The 16,451-nt window shown below is 60.7% G+C and carries 19 protein-coding genes and 1 pseudogene; 9 read left to right on the top strand and 11 right to left on the bottom strand.

The window, feature by feature from the left end:
* Complete coding sequence (locus tag CKW32_RS24725) at positions 1-879, bottom strand: DMT family transporter (RefSeq protein ID WP_032884640.1); 879 nt, start codon at positions 877-879, stop codon at positions 1-3.
* 198 nt (positions 880-1,077) lie between these two features.
* Here CKW32_RS24725 and CKW32_RS24720 point away from each other — a divergent pair, with 198 nt between their 5' ends.
* The 3 genes from CKW32_RS24720 to CKW32_RS24710 are packed head-to-tail and all read left to right on the top strand — an operon-like array spanning position 1,078 to position 3,411.
* Positions 1,078-1,491 carry a membrane lipoprotein lipid attachment site-containing protein gene (locus CKW32_RS24720; RefSeq protein WP_095186226.1) on the top strand — a complete coding sequence of 138 codons (414 nt, stop codon included), beginning with the start codon at positions 1,078-1,080 and terminating at the stop codon, positions 1,489-1,491.
* A gap of 57 nt (positions 1,492-1,548) precedes the next feature.
* On the top strand, positions 1,549-2,436 hold the full coding sequence (locus CKW32_RS24715; RefSeq protein ID WP_032884638.1) for a neutral zinc metallopeptidase: 888 nt from the start codon (positions 1,549-1,551) through the stop codon (positions 2,434-2,436).
* Positions 2,437-3,411 (top strand): alpha/beta hydrolase, encoded by a 975-nt coding sequence (locus CKW32_RS24710; RefSeq protein WP_095186225.1) that lies wholly within the window; start codon positions 2,437-2,439, stop codon positions 3,409-3,411. It abuts the gene before it with no gap.
* Between the two features lie 132 nt (positions 3,412-3,543).
* Here the strand turns inward: CKW32_RS24710 and CKW32_RS24705 are convergent, their stop codons facing one another.
* Genes CKW32_RS24705 through CKW32_RS24695 form a run of 3 tightly spaced genes read right to left on the bottom strand, consistent with a single transcriptional unit; the run spans position 3,544 to position 5,604 of the window.
* Positions 3,544-4,131 (bottom strand): HAD family hydrolase, encoded by a 588-nt coding sequence (locus CKW32_RS24705; protein ID WP_032884636.1) that lies wholly within the window; start codon positions 4,129-4,131, stop codon positions 3,544-3,546.
* Positions 4,128-4,997, bottom strand: coding sequence for an acyl-CoA thioesterase II (tesB, locus tag CKW32_RS24700; protein WP_032884635.1), 870 nt, complete (start codon positions 4,995-4,997; stop codon positions 4,128-4,130). Before tesB ends, CKW32_RS24705 begins: the two co-directional genes overlap by 4 nt.
* Positions 4,998-5,034: 37 nt before the next feature.
* Positions 5,035-5,604, bottom strand: a complete 570-nt coding sequence (locus CKW32_RS24695) for a GNAT family N-acetyltransferase (protein WP_032884634.1) — start codon at positions 5,602-5,604, stop codon at positions 5,035-5,037.
* Positions 5,605-5,680: 76 nt separating this feature from the next.
* Here CKW32_RS24695 and CKW32_RS24690 point away from each other — a divergent pair, with 76 nt between their 5' ends.
* A complete protein-coding gene (locus CKW32_RS24690; RefSeq protein WP_032884633.1) occupies positions 5,681-6,601 on the top strand; it encodes a histone deacetylase in 921 nt (306 codons plus the stop codon).
* Positions 6,602-6,771: 170 nt separating this feature from the next.
* Positions 6,772-7,998, top strand: a complete 1,227-nt coding sequence (locus tag CKW32_RS24685) for a TIGR03862 family flavoprotein (protein ID WP_032884632.1) — start codon at positions 6,772-6,774, stop codon at positions 7,996-7,998.
* A 119-nt stretch (positions 7,999-8,117) separates the two neighbouring features.
* Here CKW32_RS24685 and CKW32_RS24680 read toward each other — a convergent pair whose 3' ends face one another.
* Both CKW32_RS24680 and yedA read right to left on the bottom strand, forming a co-directional pair.
* Complete coding sequence (locus tag CKW32_RS24680) at positions 8,118-9,455, bottom strand: DEAD/DEAH box helicase (protein ID WP_032884631.1); 1,338 nt, start codon at positions 9,453-9,455, stop codon at positions 8,118-8,120.
* 48 nt (positions 9,456-9,503) lie between these two features.
* On the bottom strand, positions 9,504-10,400 hold the full coding sequence (gene yedA / locus CKW32_RS24675) for a drug/metabolite exporter YedA (protein ID WP_032884630.1): 897 nt from the start codon (positions 10,398-10,400) through the stop codon (positions 9,504-9,506).
* Between the two features lie 161 nt (positions 10,401-10,561).
* On the opposite strand from yedA, the gene CKW32_RS24670 reads away from it, so the two are divergent.
* Entirely contained in the window at positions 10,562-11,023 is a 462-nt protein-coding gene (locus CKW32_RS24670; RefSeq protein ID WP_095186224.1) for an Lrp/AsnC family transcriptional regulator, read from the top strand.
* A gap of 86 nt (positions 11,024-11,109) precedes the next feature.
* Here CKW32_RS24670 and CKW32_RS24665 read toward each other — a convergent pair whose 3' ends face one another.
* Together CKW32_RS24665 and CKW32_RS24660 are read right to left on the bottom strand one after the other, a co-directional pair.
* On the bottom strand, positions 11,110-11,394 hold the full coding sequence (locus CKW32_RS24665) for an acyl carrier protein (protein ID WP_095186223.1): 285 nt from the start codon (positions 11,392-11,394) through the stop codon (positions 11,110-11,112).
* Positions 11,372-11,938, bottom strand: coding sequence for a hypothetical protein (locus CKW32_RS24660; protein ID WP_095186222.1), 567 nt, complete (start codon positions 11,936-11,938; stop codon positions 11,372-11,374). The genes CKW32_RS24665 and CKW32_RS24660 overlap by 23 nt, the downstream gene beginning before the upstream one ends.
* Positions 11,939-12,040: 102 nt before the next feature.
* On the opposite strand from CKW32_RS24660, the pseudogene CKW32_RS24655 reads away from it, so the two are divergent.
* A pseudogene (locus CKW32_RS24655) lies at positions 12,041-12,282 on the top strand (DUF6124 family protein).
* Positions 12,283-12,421: 139 nt separating this feature from the next.
* Here CKW32_RS24655 and CKW32_RS24650 read toward each other — a convergent pair.
* The 3 genes from CKW32_RS24650 to CKW32_RS24640 all read right to left on the bottom strand — a co-directional run bounded on the left by CKW32_RS24650 (position 12,422) and on the right by CKW32_RS24640 (position 14,419).
* Complete coding sequence (locus CKW32_RS24650; protein ID WP_095186221.1) at positions 12,422-13,033, bottom strand: PolC-type DNA polymerase III; 612 nt, start codon at positions 13,031-13,033, stop codon at positions 12,422-12,424.
* Positions 13,034-13,075: 42 nt separating this feature from the next.
* A complete protein-coding gene (locus CKW32_RS24645; RefSeq protein WP_032884625.1) occupies positions 13,076-13,552 on the bottom strand; it encodes an NYN domain-containing protein in 477 nt (158 codons plus the stop codon).
* 117 nt (positions 13,553-13,669) lie between these two features.
* On the bottom strand, positions 13,670-14,419 hold the full coding sequence (locus tag CKW32_RS24640) for a DUF2076 domain-containing protein (RefSeq protein WP_095186220.1): 750 nt from the start codon (positions 14,417-14,419) through the stop codon (positions 13,670-13,672).
* Positions 14,420-14,599: 180 nt separating this feature from the next.
* Here CKW32_RS24640 and CKW32_RS24635 point away from each other — a divergent pair, with 180 nt between their 5' ends.
* Both CKW32_RS24635 and CKW32_RS24630 read left to right on the top strand, forming a co-directional pair.
* Complete coding sequence (locus tag CKW32_RS24635) at positions 14,600-15,259, top strand: YciC family protein (protein WP_032884770.1); 660 nt, start codon at positions 14,600-14,602, stop codon at positions 15,257-15,259.
* Between the two features lie 40 nt (positions 15,260-15,299).
* On the top strand, positions 15,300-16,388 hold the full coding sequence (locus CKW32_RS24630; RefSeq protein WP_095186219.1) for an endonuclease/exonuclease/phosphatase family protein: 1,089 nt from the start codon (positions 15,300-15,302) through the stop codon (positions 16,386-16,388).
* Positions 16,389-16,451 lie beyond the last annotated feature (63 nt).

Raw genomic sequence — 16,451 nt, 5'->3', positions numbered from 1 at the left:
TTACCGACGCCGCTGCTGCCAGGCAGCGGCCAACCCGCTCATGCAGATCACCCCGATACCCACCACCGTGGTCATATCGGGGGTATGGCTGAACACCAGCCAACCCAACAACCCCGCAAACACAATCTGGCAATAGCCGAACGGCGCCAGCAAGGCCGGCGCCGCAAAGCGGAACGCCTGGGTCAGCATCAAGTGCGCGGTCATCCCGCACGTGCCCAGCGCCAGCATCATCACCCCATGCCACAGCGTGGGGATCTGCCAGAAGAACGGCACCATCGCGCTCATCACCAGGGTATTGCACAGCCCGGCGAAGAAATTGCTCGTGGTAGGCGTGTCGTACTGGCTGAGGATGCGTGTGAGCAACTGGTAGAAGCAGAAGAACAGCGCCGAGCACAGCGGCAGCAACACCGCCGGGGTGAAGAGTTCACCGCCGGGATGGATGATCACCAGCACGCCGACAAACCCGCAGATCACCGCCAGCCATTGGCCACGCGTGACGTGCTCACCCAGCAGCGGCACCGACAGCGCGGTCACCAGGATCGGCGCCAGGAAGTTCACCGCCGTGGCCTCCGCCAGCGGGATGTAATGCAGGGCCGAGGTAAAAAACAGGCTGGTGCCCAACAGGCACAACGCCCGCACCACCTGCATGCCTGGCCGTTTGCTGCGCAGCACGCGCAAGCCTGATTGCGGCAGGAAAATACCGGCCATCAACAAGGTGTGCACCAGGTAGCGCGCCCATACCACCATCACAATCGGGTAAAAACCGGCCAAGTATTTGGACAAGGCGTCGTGGCTGGAGAACAGGAACGTCGCCGCCACAATCAGCAAAATGCCTTTGAAGGGATGGTTGATGCCGGACAACGGGGTACTAAGGGTCATTGAATTCTCTTGCGTGGCGAGCGGAACGCTGAGCGCTGAACGAAGAAGCACTCAACCCGGTAATCTAGCAGCCGGGCCGAAGTCTGCCCAAAGAGCATAACCAAACACCGGGCGAACAGCGCACTAAATCACGGGAACCGAGTCCAACCCTGCACGTTCGCCCCCGTGCTGCACACTTTTTAACCAAGGCCTGCTGCTATGAAAAAAACCCTCTTTGTTCTGTCTACCCTTGCCCTGCTCAGCGCCTGCAACCAGGAGGCCAAGGAAACGCCCAAACCCGCGCCAGCCTCTGTGCAGGCCACCCTGGTGCCCGAGACCCCACCCACCGATAAATGGGTCGGCAAGTGGATCGGCGTCGAAGGCCTGAACCTGACTATCGCCAAGGACGACACCATCGGCCGTGGCCACTACGTTCTCACCATGCAATACGGCCTTGATGCGGACGATTCCGGCACCTTCAAGGGCGAAGCAGCTGAAGACGGTATCGCCTTCACCCGCCCGGACGGCCCGCAATTGCTGCGTGCCGGCGACGGCGAAGCCACTGGGCTGAAATGGCTGGCCGATAAAAAAGACTGCCTGATCGTCGCCACCGGAGAAGGGTATTGCCGCTAAGACCGGCCATACTCAAACCACATTTTTGTAGGACCGTTCATCAAGAGGATTGCCCCCATGCTATGGAAAAAAGGCCGACGCAGCGACAACGTGGTGGATGCCCGCGAGGACAGTGGCGGCGGCGGTGGCGGCATGCGTTTTGGCGGTGGCAAGGGTTTGAGCCTGACGGCGATTGTGCTGATCGTCGGCATTGGCTGGCTGACCGGCCAGGACCCGATGCAGATCCTCGGCCAATTGACCGGCCAAATGGAACAGGCGCCGTCCGTCAGCACGCAGTCGCGCCAAGCGCCGCCGGCAAATGATGAACACGCCGATTTCGTCCGCGCAGTGCTCGGCGATACCGAAGACACCTGGGCTCAGGTGTTTCAGGAAAACGGCCTGACATACAAGAACCCGAAACTGATCCTGTTCCGTGGCCGGGTCAATTCCGCCTGTGGTGGCGCCACCTCGGCCAGCGGTCCGTTCTATTGCCCGGCTGACCAGCAGGTCTACCTGGACCTGGATTTCTTCCGAGAAATGTCCCAACGCTTCCAGGCCTCCGGCGATTTCGCCCAGGCCTACGTGATCGCCCACGAAGTTGGGCACCATGTGCAGACGTTGCTCGGTATTTCCTCGAAGATCCAGAATGCGCGCCAACAGGGTCGGCAGATGCAAGGCGACGGCGGTCTACTGGTACGCCAGGAGCTGCAAGCCGACTGTTTTGCCGGCGTGTGGGCCAACCGTGCGCAAAAACGCCTGAACTGGCTGGAAGCCGGCGACATTGAAGAAGCCCTGAACGCAGCCAACGCCATCGGCGATGATCGCTTGCAGCAACAGGGTCAAGGGCGCGTGGTGCCGGACTCGTTTACCCACGGCACCTCGGCACAGCGGGTTCGCTGGTTCAAGACCGGTTTCGCCCAGGGCCAGATCACCCAATGCGACACCTTCACGGCCAAGAGTCTTTAAATGAATAAGCGATGGGGCTTGCTGCTGGTTTTATTAGTGTCGTGTTCAACCCTGGCGGCTGAACACGGCGTCAAAGTCGTCAGCCCCGATCGTTTTCACCTGGACGCCGGCGACCTCAGCCTCGGCGTGAGCCAGGACTGGCGCCAGCCGCTGCCTAATGTCACCCGCGCCCTGATTCTTGTGCATGGTCGCCTACGCAATGCGCAGACCTACCTGCAAAGCGGTATCGATGCCGCCGAGCACGCAGGCGTTAGCGCGAATACGCTAGTCATCGCGCCGCAGTTTCTGAATGCGTCCGACATCAAGCGCAACCATCTGGACGGCCAAGTACTGCGCTGGAACGGCAACGACTGGATGGCCGGCGAGCCTTCCACCGGCCCAGGCCAGATCAGCTCCTACGGCGCCCTTGACCAGATCATCAAGCACCTGGGCAACCGCACACTGTTTCCAGCTTTAAAGGAAATCGTCGTCGCCGGCCATTCCGGCGGTGGCCAGGTAGTGCAGCGCTTCGCCCTCACCGGCCATGATCACCCAACCCTGAAAAACGAAGGCATCCGCCTGCGCTATGTGGTGGCCAACCCGTCGTCCTATGCCTACTTCAGCCGACAGCGACCGGTGCAGTTCGATACCGCCAGTTGCCCAGGCTTCAACGATTGGAAGTACGGCCTGCAACACCTGCCGGCCTACGCCAAAGGGCAAAGCGCCGAGCAGTTGGAGCAGGCCTACGTGTCACGGGACATCACCTACCTGCTGGGCCAGCAAGACACTGATCCGAACCATCCTGCGTTGGATAAAAGCTGTGAGGCAGAGACACAGGGCGCCTATCGGCTGATGCGTGGGCATAACTATTTTGACTACCTCAAACACCGGCATCCGCAGTTGAGCCAGACGCTGGTTGAGGTGCCAGGGGTGGGGCATAACGGGGATGAGATATTTACTTCGCTCGAAGGGCAGAAGGTGCTGTTCACTCAGTAATACCTGAAGAAACAGTCTCAACATGTGGGAGGGGGCCTGCCCCCGATAGCAGTGTGTCAGTCAGCAATTTTTTAACTGACAGACCGTGATCGGGGGCAAGCCCCCTCCCACATTTGATCTCTATTGCTTGGGTTAAATCATCCGGCGCAATGCAGCACAATCTTCAGCATGCCAATCCGCCAGCTCCGGCCACGGATTCTCCGGCAGGTTGACCAACACCGTCCTGGCACCCGCCGCCCGGCCGCAGTCCAGGTCAAAACGGTAATCGCCGACCATCACCATCTCGCTCGGCGATACATCCCACGCCGCCGCCAATTTCAATAACCCACCCGGATCGGGCTTGGGTGGCGCATCGTCGCGCCCCAGCACATCGTCCACGGCAAAGCAGTCCGCCAGGCCAATCGCCTCCAGGGTGATATGCGCCAGCTCCCGCGCATTGCGAGTCAGGATGCCCAGGCGATAACCGCGCCCGGCCAATTCGCGTACCAATTGCACCGCGCCTTCAGCCGCAACAGAACCGAGTGCCAACTCGCGCTCATGCTCCAACAACCAGGCATGCTTGGCCGCCGCGATGTCCGCCGGCAATGCGCTGAGGTGAGTGAGGATGTCGTCCTCGGGGGGAATGTCCAACGCCACGCGAATCGCCGCGAAGTCATGCACGGCCACCGTGAGGGTGCCGTCCATGTCGAACACCCAGTGCTTAACCTCCCTCAGGCTCATGCCCAATCCTTGCGATGGCGAATCAAGCCTTCCTGGGTGACCGAGGCCACCAGTTGCCCGGCGCGGTTGTACACGCTGCCACGGGAGAACCCACGGGAATTGCCGGCCCACGGGCTGTCCATGGCGTAGAGCAACCAGTCATCGGCACGCAGATCCGCGTGGAACCACAACGCGTGGTCGAGGCTGGCGACCTGCATGTCTTTCTGCCAAACGGTCTTGCCGTGGGGCAGCAACGAGGTGGTCAGCAGGCCAAAGTCCGAAGCGTAGGCCAGCAGGTATTTATGCAGCGCCGGTGTGTCGGCCAACGCGCCGTCGGCACGAAACCACACGTACTTGACCGGGTCGGACGGCTGCGGGTTGAACGGGTCTTTTTCGGTGACCGGTCGCACTTCAATCGGCTTCGGGCACAGCAGCTTGTCACGCATGTGCTCGGGGATCAGGTGCGCGCGCTGCTGGGTCAATTCCAGCTCCGACGGCAGGTTTTCCGGGCCGACCACCACGGGCATGGTGGTCTGGTGCTCGAAGCCTTCTTCGTCGTACTGGAACGACGTGGTGCAGGTGAAGATCGGGTGGCCCTTCTGAATCGCGGTCACGCGGCGCGTGCTGAAACTGCCGCCATCACGCACACGGTCAACCGAATAAACCACCGGCAACGCGGCATCGCCGGGGCGCAGGAAATAACCGTGCAGGGAATGCACGTGGCGCGCTTCTTCAACGGTCTGGCTGGCCGCCGACAGCGACTGGCCGAGCACCTGACCGCCGAACAGTTGGCGAAAACCCAGGTCCTGGCTGCGGCCGCGAAAGAGGTTTTCCTCGATCGGCTCCAGGGTCAGCAGGTCCACCAGATCTTCCAATACTTGGCTCATAGAGCAACTCCTACAATCTATGGGGCATTCCGGGCTGCTATCCGTGCAGCGTGTCCAACCATTGGGCGCGGGTGATGCGGTACAAAACATGTGGGCGCAGCGGGTCATCGGCTGCGACCTTGGGGTGTTCAAAATCTGCCAGGGGATCGTAATGCATACCTATGGCCTGCATGACTTTTTGTGATGGCAGATTGGCTTCGGTGGTGAAGGCAACGATTTCATCCAGCTGCAAACGGTCGAAACCACAACGCAATGCAGTCCACGCCGCCTCGCTGGCATAGCCCAGGCCCCAATGCTCGCGGGCCAGGCGCCAGCCAATTTCTACTGCTGGGGTAAAGTCCGCGTCAAAGCTGACATGCTGCAACCCGGTCAGGCCGATGAACTCACCGCTGTCCTTGCGCTGCAGCGCCCAGAGGCCAAAGCCATATTCAGCGAAGTGGCCGCGTATCCGCCCGATCAGTGCGGCGCTTTCCAGGTGGCTCAGCTTGGCCGGGAAATAACGCATCACGTGTGGGTCGGCGCACATGCTTGCGAAGGCCGTCAGGTCGCTGTCGCGCCATTGGCGCAGCACCAGGCGAGCACTTTCCAATTCGAGTATCGACTCCACGGGTCCCCTCCCCTTGCCATGTGCGTGAGTGTACAGCGCTGGTAAGATCCTTCGCAGGTTCCCGTCAGAAAATCCCATGCCTTTGCCATTGATCTACCACGATGACTACAGCCCCGAGTTCCCGGCGGACCACCGATTCCCCATGGACAAGTTCCGCCTGTTGCGCGACCACTTGGTGGCCACCGGCCTGACCGAAGACAGCCAACTGCTGCGCCCGCAGCTGTGCCCTGCCGACATCCTGGCCCTGGCCCACGAGCCTGGGTATATCGAACGCTACATGAGCGGCGAGTTGTCCCGCGAAGACCAGCGCCGCCTTGGCCTGCCCTGGAGCGAAGCCCTGGCCCGGCGCACCGTGCGCGCGGTCGGCGGCTCGATCCTGGCGGCGGAGCAAGCGCTTGAGCACGGTCTGGCCTGTCACCTGGCGGGCGGCACGCATCACGCGCATTACGATTACCCGGCGGGCTTTTGCATCTTCAATGACCTGGCGGTGATCAGCCATTACCTGCTGGCCAGCGGCCGGGTCAGCCGCGTGTTGATCTTCGACTGTGACGTGCATCAGGGCGATGGCACCGCGCGCATCCTCCACGACACGCCGGATGCCATCACGGTGTCGCTGCACTGCGAAAAGAACTTCCCGGCGCGCAAGGCCCAAAGCGATTGGGACATCCCACTGCCCATGGGCATGGGCGATGCCGATTACCTGCGCGTGGTCGATGACGCCCTCAACTACCTGCTGCCGCTCTACCAACCCGACCTGGTGCTGTACGACGCAGGCGTGGATGTGCATAAAGACGACGCCCTCGGGTACCTCAAGCTGACAGACGAAGGCGTGGCCGCCCGCGATGAGAGCGTCATGCGCCACTGTCTGGGCCGCGACATTCCGGTGATGGGCGTGATTGGCGGCGGCTACAGCAAAGACCGCCCAGCCTTGGCCCGTCGCCACGGCATCCTGCACCACAGTGCGCAACGGGTGTGGACGTCATCAGGTTGTCATTGAGTTGTGCGCTTACCCACAATGGCTGTGGAACGGCCTGTGGATAACTTGAGCGTAAGCGGCTGAAAGCCAGCAGGCATAGGACCTGTAGGAAAGTGTACGTTTTTTGATCAGGCAGCCTGGCTGACGTCGGGTAGAATGCTCGGCCTATTCACGCCACCGTAGCCCTACCCATGCCTCAGACCGCACCTCACCACGTCACTATTATCGGCGGCGGCCCTACCGGGCTGATGGCCGCCGAAGTCTTGAGCCAGGCCGGGGTGCGCGTAGATCTGTATGACGGCATGCCATCAGTGGGGCGAAAATTCCTGCTGGCGGGTGTGGGCGGCATGAACATCACCCACTCCGAGGCTTACCCGGCCTTCCTCTCGCGCTACGCCGAGCGCGCGCCGCAGATGGCGCCGCTGCTGCGTGGGTTTGGTGCCGAAGCGTTGTGCGAATGGATACATGGGTTGGGTATCGAGACCTTTGTCGGCACCTCCGGCCGAGTGTTTCCTACGGACATGAAAGCCGCCCCGCTGCTTCGCGCCTGGCTCAAGCGCCTGCGTGACCAAGGCGTGGTTATCCACACCCGGCATCGTTGGACCGGCTGGAATGCCGAAGGTGATTTACTTATCCACAGCCCTGAAGGCGAGAAAGCCGTGCGCAGCGATGCCGTGCTGCTGGCACTGGGCGGCGGCAGTTGGTCACGACTGGGCTCAGATGGTGCGTGGCTCAAGCTGCTGGAGGACAAAGGCGTGCCTTACGTGGCACTGCAACCGAGCAACTGCGGCTTCGAAGTGTCGGCCTGGAGCGAATTGATGGTGAGCAAATTCGCCGGCGCTCCGTTGAAAAATGTCGCCATCGGTTTGGGTGACGACAAACCTCGGCTCGGCGAATGTGTGGTCACCGCCACCGGTATTGAAGGCAGCCTGATCTATGCGCTGTCGGCACCAATTCGTGAGGCGATCAACCGCGACGGCGCGGCCACCGTGCATATCGACTTGCTGCCGAGCAAGCCGCTGGACAAGGTGCAAGCTGCGCTGGCCAAACCGCGCGGTTCACGCTCGATGAGCAAGCATCTGCACAGTCAGTTAGGGCTGGACGGGGTCAAGGCGGCGTTGTTGCGTGAGTTGGCGCCAGCCGATCACTTCAATGATCCGGCGCAACTGGCGGTGGATATCAAGGCCCTGCCGTTGACGCTGGTGAAGACGCGGCCAATAGACGAGGCGATCAGTACGGCAGGCGGCGTGCCGTTTGAAGCGTTGGATGAGCGCTTGATGCTCAAGCAATTGCCTGGGGTGTTTTGTGCGGGGGAGATGCTGGACTGGGAAGCGCCGACCGGCGGGTATTTGCTGACGGGGTGTTTTGCCAGTGGCAGAGCGGCTGGGCGGGGGGTGTTGGAGTGGTTGAACGCTTGAGATTGCGGTGAGCTCAAGTCCGCTATCGGGAGCAAGCCCCCTCCCACATTTGAATTGTGAACACCTTCAAATGTGGGAGGGGGCTTGCTCCCGATGAGGCCATCAGCCACAGCGCAAAATCACTTCTTCTTACGCGGTCCGGTGTTGAAAACAGGCACCTTGCGCACCGGCTTAATCGACGGTTCCGACGGCGCCACTTCACCACTGTCCACCCACTTACCCAGGTTGCGCTTACCACCGCCACCACCGGACGCCTTAGGCTTCTTCGGCTTTTTCGGCTTCTTCACCACTTGCCCACTGGCATCGGTATCCGGCACGCGGTGCTCCGGCTCGAAGTCCTGCTCCATTTTGCGGGTCAAGGTCTGACGGGTCAGCATCTCGATGGCCGACAGCATGTTCACTTCATCGGCGCACACCAGGGAAATCGCCTCACCGGTGTTGCCCGCACGCCCGGTACGGCCGATACGGTGAATGTAATCTTCGGCCACGATCGGCAGGTCGAAGTTGACGACCATCGGCAGGTCTTCGATATCCAGGCCACGGGCCGCCACGTCGGTGGCCACCAGGATCTGCACTTCGCTGCTCTTGAAGCGATCCAGCGCACGCTGGCGGGTTGCCTGGGGTTTGTCGCCATGGATGCCGTCGGCATTGATGCCCAGGCCCTGCAACTTATCCACCAGCGCGTCCACGCCGTTACGGGTCTTGGCGAACACCAGCACCTGCTTCCAGCGGCCTTTGCGCATCAGGTGCACAAACAGCTCCGCCTTGCGCTTCTTGTCCACCGGCACCACCCATTGCTTAACGGTGTTGGCGGCGACGTTGCGCGGGCTGACTTCGATGCTCAGCGGGTCGTTGAGCATCTGCCCGGCCAGCGTGCGAATCTCATCGGAGAAGGTCGCGGAGAACAGCAGGGTCTGGCGCTTTTTCGGCAGCATGCGATAGATATTCGCCAGCTCCTCGGAGAAGCCCAAGTCGAGCATGCGGTCGGCTTCGTCCAGCACCAGGGTCTGCAGCTGATTAAGCTTCAGCGCGTTCTGGCGGAACAGGTCAATCAGGCGGCCAGGGGTGGCAACCAGGATGTCGACGCCCTTGCGCAGCTTCATCATCTGCGGGTTGATGCTCACGCCGCCATAGACCGCGTAGGTGGTCAGCGGCAGGTTTTGGGCATATTCGGCAACGCTGGTATGAACTTGCTCGGCCAGTTCGCGGGTCGGGCACAGAATCAGCGCGCGCGCCGAGTTGGCGGCGACTTTCGGCCCTTCCATGGTCAGCAGTTGCAGCAACGGCAAGGCAAAACCTGCGGTCTTGCCAGTGCCAGTCTGGGCCGCAGCCATGAGGTCACGACCGGCCAGCACCGCCGGAATGGCTTGCGCCTGCACCGGCGTCGGGGTCTGGTAGCCAAGCGTCTCAAGGGCGCGCAGCAAGGGTTCGATCAGGCCAAGTGTGGCGAAAGTCATGTAGTTACCGTAGGAAAATTCAGCGCAAGGTCGCAATTGCGCGGCAGTTTACCTTATTTCCGGCTTGGGCTTTCGCCACTGGGGCAGACTGATCAACAGCACGGCGCTGATAATCACCAGCATGGCCAAGCCCTCTTCCAGGCCGATGGATTCACCCACGAACACAATCCCCAGCAACACCGCCACCGCCGGGTTCACATAGGCATAGCTGGTGGCCGCCGCCGGGCGTACGTGCTTGAGCAGGTACATATAGGCGTTGAAGGCGATGATTGAGCCGAACACCGTCAGGTAGGCCAACGCCAGCCAACCCTCCAGCGGCGGCATGGCCTGCAGGTGCTCACCGGAAAGCGCGCTGCCGATCAACAATGCCACGCCCGCCACCAGCATCTCCGCAGCGCTGGCCATGGCGCCCTGGGGCAGCGACAACTGCCGACTCCACACGGACCCGAATGCCCACGATGCCGCCGCGAACAACAACAAGGCGGCGCCCACCGGGCTCGATTGCAGCGTGCTGCCCATGTTGAGCATGGCGATGCCGACAATCCCAAGGATCACCCCGGCCCATTCCAGCCGCGTATTGCGCGCGCCCCAGAAATACCCGCACAGCAAGGTGAACAGCGGCACGGTCGCCACCGCCAGTGCAGCGACGCCAGACGACACGCCTGCATGTTCGGCCAACGTGACGCCGCCATTGCCGAAGGTGAGCAGCAAAATGCCGATCATCCCGGCGGCCTTCCATTGTGGCCACGTCGGCGCTGGCACGCCGCGCCATCTGAGGTAGCCATACATCAGCGCACCCGCCGTGCAGAATCGAATCCCCGCCAGCAACAACGGCGGCCAGTAGTCCACGCCGATGCGGATCACCAAGTAGGTAGACCCCCAAATCACATACAAAGCAAAAAAGGCGGCGATCAACGGTAAGGGAAAGCGACGTGTGCCAGGCATTGGGCGGCTCGAAGGCAGATATAAGAGAGGCTTATTCTAAAAAAGCAGGTCGTTAAACATAAGTTACAAAACCTGTTTAAACCGCCCATACACTTTTCAAATCATGGTTATGAAGGCTATAACCCGTGCTTTCGAAAGCCACGTGCAATTGGAGCCTTATCATGGACAAATACGACCGCATGCTCCTCAGCGCCCTGCTCGAAGACGGCCGCGCCTCCTACGCGCAACTGGCCCGCAAGGTAAACCTTTCCGCCCCCGCCGTAGCCGAGCGCGTGGCCAAGCTGGAGGCCAGCGGGGTGATCACCGGATACCAGGCCAAGGTGGATTTTTCGAAGGTGGGCTTGCCGATTCAGTGCGTGATCGAACTGCGGCTGACTAACCATGGCAGCCAGAAGGTTTATGACGCACTCGCCGAAATCCCCGAACTGACTGAATGCCATCGGGTGACAGGGGATCCGTGCGTGATCATGCAAGCGGCGGTAGGGTCGATGCCGGAGTTGGAGCGTTTGATCAATCGGCTGGCGAAGTTCGGGTTCAGCAAGACCTCAATCATCTTGTCGAGCGCGATAGAGCGGCGGGTGCCGTTGGGGCAGTTGGAAACCAATGGCAAAAATGGTGGCTGATCTACCGCCATCGGGAGCAAGCCCCCTCCCACAGTTTGATTTGTGAATACATTCAAAATGTGGGAGGGGGCTTGCTCCCGATGGCGTCAGTGGCCGCACCGCAAATTCGAGCGTTCAACAATCAAATCGACTATCTGCTGGATGGTAGTGATGTGATCCCAATCTTCCTGGGCCGCTTGCAAGTTGAATTGCCACTTGTTCTGCATGAAAAAGCAGGTCAAATCATCATCAATAATCGTGAAGTCATGGATGAAGTCCGTTTGCTCCGTGACCTGGCTTCGGTCGATGAAACCGATGATGTCGACGAAGAGCTGAATCACCTTTTCGCTGATCTCGGTTCTGGTCGCGCTACCTTCCGTTGCTTGTTTCATAGGCGCACTTACCGACACTGACCAGATTAAAGACAGCCACCCCCCCAGCGACGAAAGGAATACCCCGTCCAACAATGCCAAACACCCGGACGGTGCCAAAATTTGCCTTTGCCACTCTGGCCGAGGTGGGTTGCCTGATCAATGTACGAGGGAAAAAGCACATCCCGGTGAGACTCAGCGGGCTAGTCGTTTTGCTGGCGCCGACACGGCCCCAGGTGCCCACGGCAATTTTGCTGACAGCTATGCCCTCAGCACCAGCCAGAACCGTCGCGTCGGTCAAGGCGTGGTGTTGCTGTGTAGGTGTCCAGAGCTCGTCAAACGGGGTGCTCGGCACTGAGGAGTCAGCCTGAATGGGCTTGAGTAACTGGTACCTGGCGCCATGGGTCCAGCCTGGTGAATGAGGCAACACTATGACTGCCGGGCAGCTTGTCATCGCATTACCCAAATGAAACGCCATGCTTGAAGTTGAGCCGAAATCGATGCCGTCCCGTTGGAGTTCAAGCTGGCTTCGCATGATTGCTGTGTGAAGATCGCTTTCCTGCATAACGTAGTCCTTTTACGTAAATGACAGGCGGGATGTTAGGTTGCGGCGAAGAGCGATAGGTGGGAGAAGGAAAATCCAGAACGGTCTGACGAAACACTAGGGCTGAGCCTACTGACCATTCAGAAAGCAGATAAACGCCCTCAAGATGCCCCGCCCTTCATCCTGAACGACAACCTGAGCCTCGAAGATGCCCTCGCCCATGCGGCGGATTTGCTGCATTGCGCGGTGGGCACTGCGCACTCGTCGGGTGAGGCGATGGATGTGCAGCAGCGGGCGGTGATGCATTTGGTGGAGATGGCGAAGGGGTGGTGGATCGGGCGTTGGAGTGTGTGCAGCCTCGATGAACGACCGATAACCAATGTGGGAGGGCCGGTGCGACGGTTCGACTTGCTCCCGATAGCAGTGAATCAGTCAGCTTATGTGTGGCTGACCCGCCGCAATCGGGAACAAGCCCCCTCCCACATATTGAACGGCGTTGTTCTGTCAGAACCCGCGATGCTTCTTCAAATGCTCATTGATCTTCGCCGCCGGCACTTTCTGCAAAGTGCACAGCAGGTCGTGGGACAGTTCGCGCAAGCCGTGGGTACGCCGCAGTTCCTGGGCCAGGTGCGCCGTGAGGTTGGCCGCCATTTCCGCATCCGCCAGCGCTCGGTGAGCCTGGCCGGTGTGGGGCAGTTTCGCGTAGGTGTTGAGGGTACCGAGCTTGTGGTTTGGTGCCGATGGCATCAGACGACGTGCCAGCAACAGCGAGCAGGCGAATTTCTGCAAACGCGTCCGGCGAATCAACCCCAGCTCGTAATCCCAGAACTTCTGGTCGAACGCGGCGTTGTGCGCCATCAAGGGCGTGGTGCCGACGAATTCGTTGACCTCATTCATCACCCGCTCGGCCGGCGGGGCGCTGCGCAGCATGGCGTTGCTGATGCCGGTGAGTTGTTCGATAAAGCTCGGTACGCGCACACCTGCGTTCATCAGGCTCTGGTAGCGGTCCACGATCTGGCCACGTTCGAGGATAACCACCGCGATTTCCGTGGCCCGGCAGTGGCTGCTCGGGGTGATGCCGGTGGTTTCAAAGTCGATGACCGCTATACGTTCCAAACCTGTTCCAACTCCGTCTAACAATTGATTGAGCCGCAGCGCTTATTTGAGCAGCAGCGCGCCTTCGATCGGCACGTAGCGGCTGGCGGCGCGTATCAGTGAGTTGGCCGTCAGCCCGGGCACGCCGTAGGCCACGGCTTCAACCCCATGCTTTTGAATGATGCGTTCGAGCAGCATGTCGAAGTCCCCGTCACCGGAGGCCAGTACCACTTCGTCGACGTGGTCGGCGGCGTCCATGATGTCGAGGGTGATGCCCACGTCCCAGTCGCCCTTGGCCGAGCCGTCACTGCGTTGGATGTACGGTTTGAGTTTTACCGTAAAACCCAGGTTGCGCAGGATCTGCTGAAATTGCTGCTGCTTGCTGTCGCCACGGTCGATGGCATAGGCGTACGCCTCGACGATCTGCCCGCGGGAGCTGATGTCTGCCCACAGGGCGGCGTAGTTGAAGTGGCAGCCATACGCCTGGCGGACGGTGTAGTAGAGGTTTTGTACATCGGCGAACACTGCAATTTTCTTCACCGCACTTCCTCATGACAGCCAGGCGCCTGGGCCCGGAAAGGGTGCCAGTATGCCAGCCGCGAGAAAGTTTCCGGAAAAAATCAGACCGGGACGCCGCAGCGCCCCGGACCGGGAGTGTCAGACGAAGGAGTCGTCGTCGCCAAAGGAGGAGGAATCGTCGGAATAATCGCTGTCGGCGAAGCTGTCCGAGTTATTGCCGCCCCAGTTGTCATTGCCGGCGAACTTCTGGTCGTCATTGCCCCAGTTGCCGTTGTCACTGGCGGGCGCCGGCTCTTCACGGATTATTTCTTCCACGACCTGCGGCTGTTGCGAGTTGTGGTTGAACAGGCTGCTGATGCCTTCTGCCAGCAACACACCACCGGCCACGCCAGCGGCGGTTTTCATCGCGCCACCGAGAAAGCCGCTGCCCATGGGCGCGGCGGCGGGTGGTTGTTGTGGTTGTTGATAGTTTTGCGGCGGCGCGGACTGGCCGCCGAACGAAGGCCGCGCAGGCTCGCGCCAGCCACCGCCCGAATTGCCCGGAGCGCTCGACGCCGGTTGCGCGTCACGGGAACCGCCGCCGCCAAAGATGCTCGACAGGAAACCACCGCTGCTCGCCGGGGCCGGTTGCGCGGACTTGGCCCGCTGTAACTCATCCTGCAATTGCTGGATCTGCTGCGCCTGTTGCTTGTTCTGCGCGTCGAGACTCTTGAGCGCGTGCTCCTGCACCAGGATCGACTGCGTCATGTAGTACCCGGCGGCCGGTTGGCGAGTCATGTGCTCCTTGATCCGCGCTTCGGCCTGGGCGTCGCGGGGGGCTGAGTCCGTTTCGGCTTGCTGCAACCGTGAAAACAGTCCATCGATCAGGGTTTGCTCTTCGCTGTTCATGGCGACCTCGTTAGATTGCCGGTAGAAATTCTGGTCCCGCCTGTGATCAGGTCAGGTGCCTTCCAGTTATGGGGGTGTTACGAGTTGTTTCAATGGTCTTTACTCAAGGTTTACGTTTGTCACCCTCTGACCGTGATCGGTTAAAGTGTCGCCCTTGTTTCCAGGCCTGCGATGAACCTGATGAATCCGTTAGACGTATTGCGCGACTCCCTCCGTTTTACCCGCAGCAACCTGGGCGCGATCGTCCAGTTATGCCTGCCGCTGGTGATTCTCGAAGCCTTGCTGCAACAGATACTGGACCACACGCTGGGCGCGGATGCGTTTCCCGGTTACAGCGTGGTAGTGGGTTTATTGGTGTACCCGCTGTACACCGGCGCCTTGATTCTGTTCCTCGACGCGCGCACCCGTGGTGAGTCGCCGCGCACCAAAGATGTCTGGGCCATGTCGCTGGCTCTGTGGCCGCGCTTCGCCCTGCTGACGGCCATGAGCACCCTGTTGATCCTGCTGGGCCTGTCGCTGTATTTCCTGCCTGGCCTGTGGCTGATGGTGGTGCTGGCGTTTGCCGAGTACCTGCTGGTGCTGCGCGGCATGCCGGCGCTGGAGGCGATGAAGGAAAGTTTCCGTCTGACCCGTGGGCATTTCTGGCGGATCCTGGTGTGCCTGCTGTGCGTCATGACCCCGCTGTGGTTGCTCAAAGGCGCCAGCCTCGCGGCGTATCCCAACCCTGCGCCGCTGCTGGGGCTGTTGATGGACAGTGCCCACAGCTTCCTGCAGTTGTTCACCAGCGTGGTGCTGTTCCGTTTATTCATGCTGATCGGTGGCGATGCCGACGCGCGGTGATATGCTCCGTGCCATTCCTGAAACGCTATAAGCCGAGCCGATGACCCGTTTATTGCGCATCACCTTGCTGGGCCTGCTGATCATCGCAGGCGTGCTCACCGCCCTGATCTACAGCCTGACCTGGCGCCCCGCGCTTAAGGAAACCTTGCCGGTGAGCTGCGTTGCGCCCCGCGCGCCGACGCTGCTGCCAGGGCAGGCGCTCAAGGTTATGACGTGGAACGTGCAATACCTGGCCGGCAAGAACTACGTGTTCTGGTACGACACCCCCGACGGCAGCGGCCCGGACGACCGCCCCACAGTGGAAGACATGGCTGTGAGCCTGGATGAAGTGGCGCGGGTGATTCGCGACGAACAGCCCGACATCCTGCTGTTGCAGGAACTCGACGAAAACGCCAAGCCCTCCCATTACCAGGACCAACTTGCCTTGTTGCAGGAGCGCCTGGTCGACCTCTATCCATGCAGCGCCCAGGCCTTCGACTGGAAGGCCGACTTTGTGCCTGACCTGCATATCTTCGGCAGCGTCGGCCGAAAACTCGCGACCCTCAGCCGCTACCAGATCGAACACGCCGAGCGCCTGCAATTGCCGGTGCCGGACGCCAACTTCATCAGTCGCCAATTCCAGCCCAAGCCAGCGTTGCTGTTGACCTACCTGCCACTGAGCGACGGCGGCCAACTGGCCGTCCTCAACACCCGCCTGGACGGCGACGCGCCGGGGCGCAGTGCCGTACAGGAGCAAGTGCAAGCCACCGTAAAGTTACTGGATAAATTTGAAGGCCGTGGCACGCCCTGGCTGATCGGCGGTGATTTCAACCTGCTGCCACTGGGGCAATTCCTGCGTTTGGATGCGGGTAAGCGCGGGCAGTATTCGCCGGACAGTGAGCTGCATCTGTTGTGGGATAAGTACCCGATGATCCCGAGCAACAGCCAATCCAGCGGGATTGATCGTGAGAAATGGCTGACGCATTTTCCCAATGACCCGAGCATCGATGGCCCGGATCGCACCCTGGATTACCTGTTCTACAGCCCGAGGATCAAGCGAGTGGAGGCCAAGGTGCGGCAGGAGGATACGTTGCGTATTTCCAACCATTTGCCGGTGATTGCGCGCTTCCTGCTGCCCGCTGCGCAATAACAGACACACAAAACTAATGTGGGAGGGGGCTTGCCCCCGATAGCGGCGTGTCAGTCAACTTAT

Source organism: Pseudomonas sp. Irchel 3H9 (genome assembly GCF_900187495.1).
Classification (GTDB): Bacteria; Pseudomonadota; Gammaproteobacteria; order Pseudomonadales; family Pseudomonadaceae; genus Aquipseudomonas; species Aquipseudomonas sivasensis.
This window is presented reverse-complemented; position numbering and strand designations above follow the sequence as displayed.

Coding starts and splice junctions, on each gene's coding strand:
- CKW32_RS24725 (WP_032884640.1), bottom strand. CDS start 879: ATGACCCTTAGTACCCCGTTGTCCGGCATCAACCATCCCTTCAAAGGC.
- CKW32_RS24680 (WP_032884631.1), bottom strand. CDS start 9,455: ATGACTTTCGCCACACTTGGCCTGATCGAACCCTTGCTGCGCGCCCTT.
- CKW32_RS24690 (WP_032884633.1), top strand. CDS start 5,681: ATGCCTTTGCCATTGATCTACCACGATGACTACAGCCCCGAGTTCCCG.
- CKW32_RS24630 (WP_095186219.1), top strand. CDS start 15,300: ATGACCCGTTTATTGCGCATCACCTTGCTGGGCCTGCTGATCATCGCA.
- CKW32_RS24640 (WP_095186220.1), bottom strand. CDS start 14,419: ATGAACAGCGAAGAGCAAACCCTGATCGATGGACTGTTTTCACGGTTG.
- tesB (WP_032884635.1), bottom strand. CDS start 4,997: ATGAGCCAAGTATTGGAAGATCTGGTGGACCTGCTGACCCTGGAGCCG.
- CKW32_RS24685 (WP_032884632.1), top strand. CDS start 6,772: ATGCCTCAGACCGCACCTCACCACGTCACTATTATCGGCGGCGGCCCT.
- CKW32_RS24635 (WP_032884770.1), top strand. CDS start 14,600: ATGAATCCGTTAGACGTATTGCGCGACTCCCTCCGTTTTACCCGCAGC.
- CKW32_RS24660 (WP_095186222.1), bottom strand. CDS start 11,938: ATGCAGGAAAGCGATCTTCACACAGCAATCATGCGAAGCCAGCTTGAA.
- CKW32_RS24705 (WP_032884636.1), bottom strand. CDS start 4,131: ATGAGCCTGAGGGAGGTTAAGCACTGGGTGTTCGACATGGACGGCACC.
- CKW32_RS24665 (WP_095186223.1), bottom strand. CDS start 11,394: ATGAAACAAGCAACGGAAGGTAGCGCGACCAGAACCGAGATCAGCGAA.
- CKW32_RS24670 (WP_095186224.1), top strand. CDS start 10,562: ATGGACAAATACGACCGCATGCTCCTCAGCGCCCTGCTCGAAGACGGC.
- CKW32_RS24710 (WP_095186225.1), top strand. CDS start 2,437: ATGAATAAGCGATGGGGCTTGCTGCTGGTTTTATTAGTGTCGTGTTCA.
- CKW32_RS24720 (WP_095186226.1), top strand. CDS start 1,078: ATGAAAAAAACCCTCTTTGTTCTGTCTACCCTTGCCCTGCTCAGCGCC.
- CKW32_RS24715 (WP_032884638.1), top strand. CDS start 1,549: ATGCTATGGAAAAAAGGCCGACGCAGCGACAACGTGGTGGATGCCCGC.
- yedA (WP_032884630.1), bottom strand. CDS start 10,400: ATGCCTGGCACACGTCGCTTTCCCTTACCGTTGATCGCCGCCTTTTTT.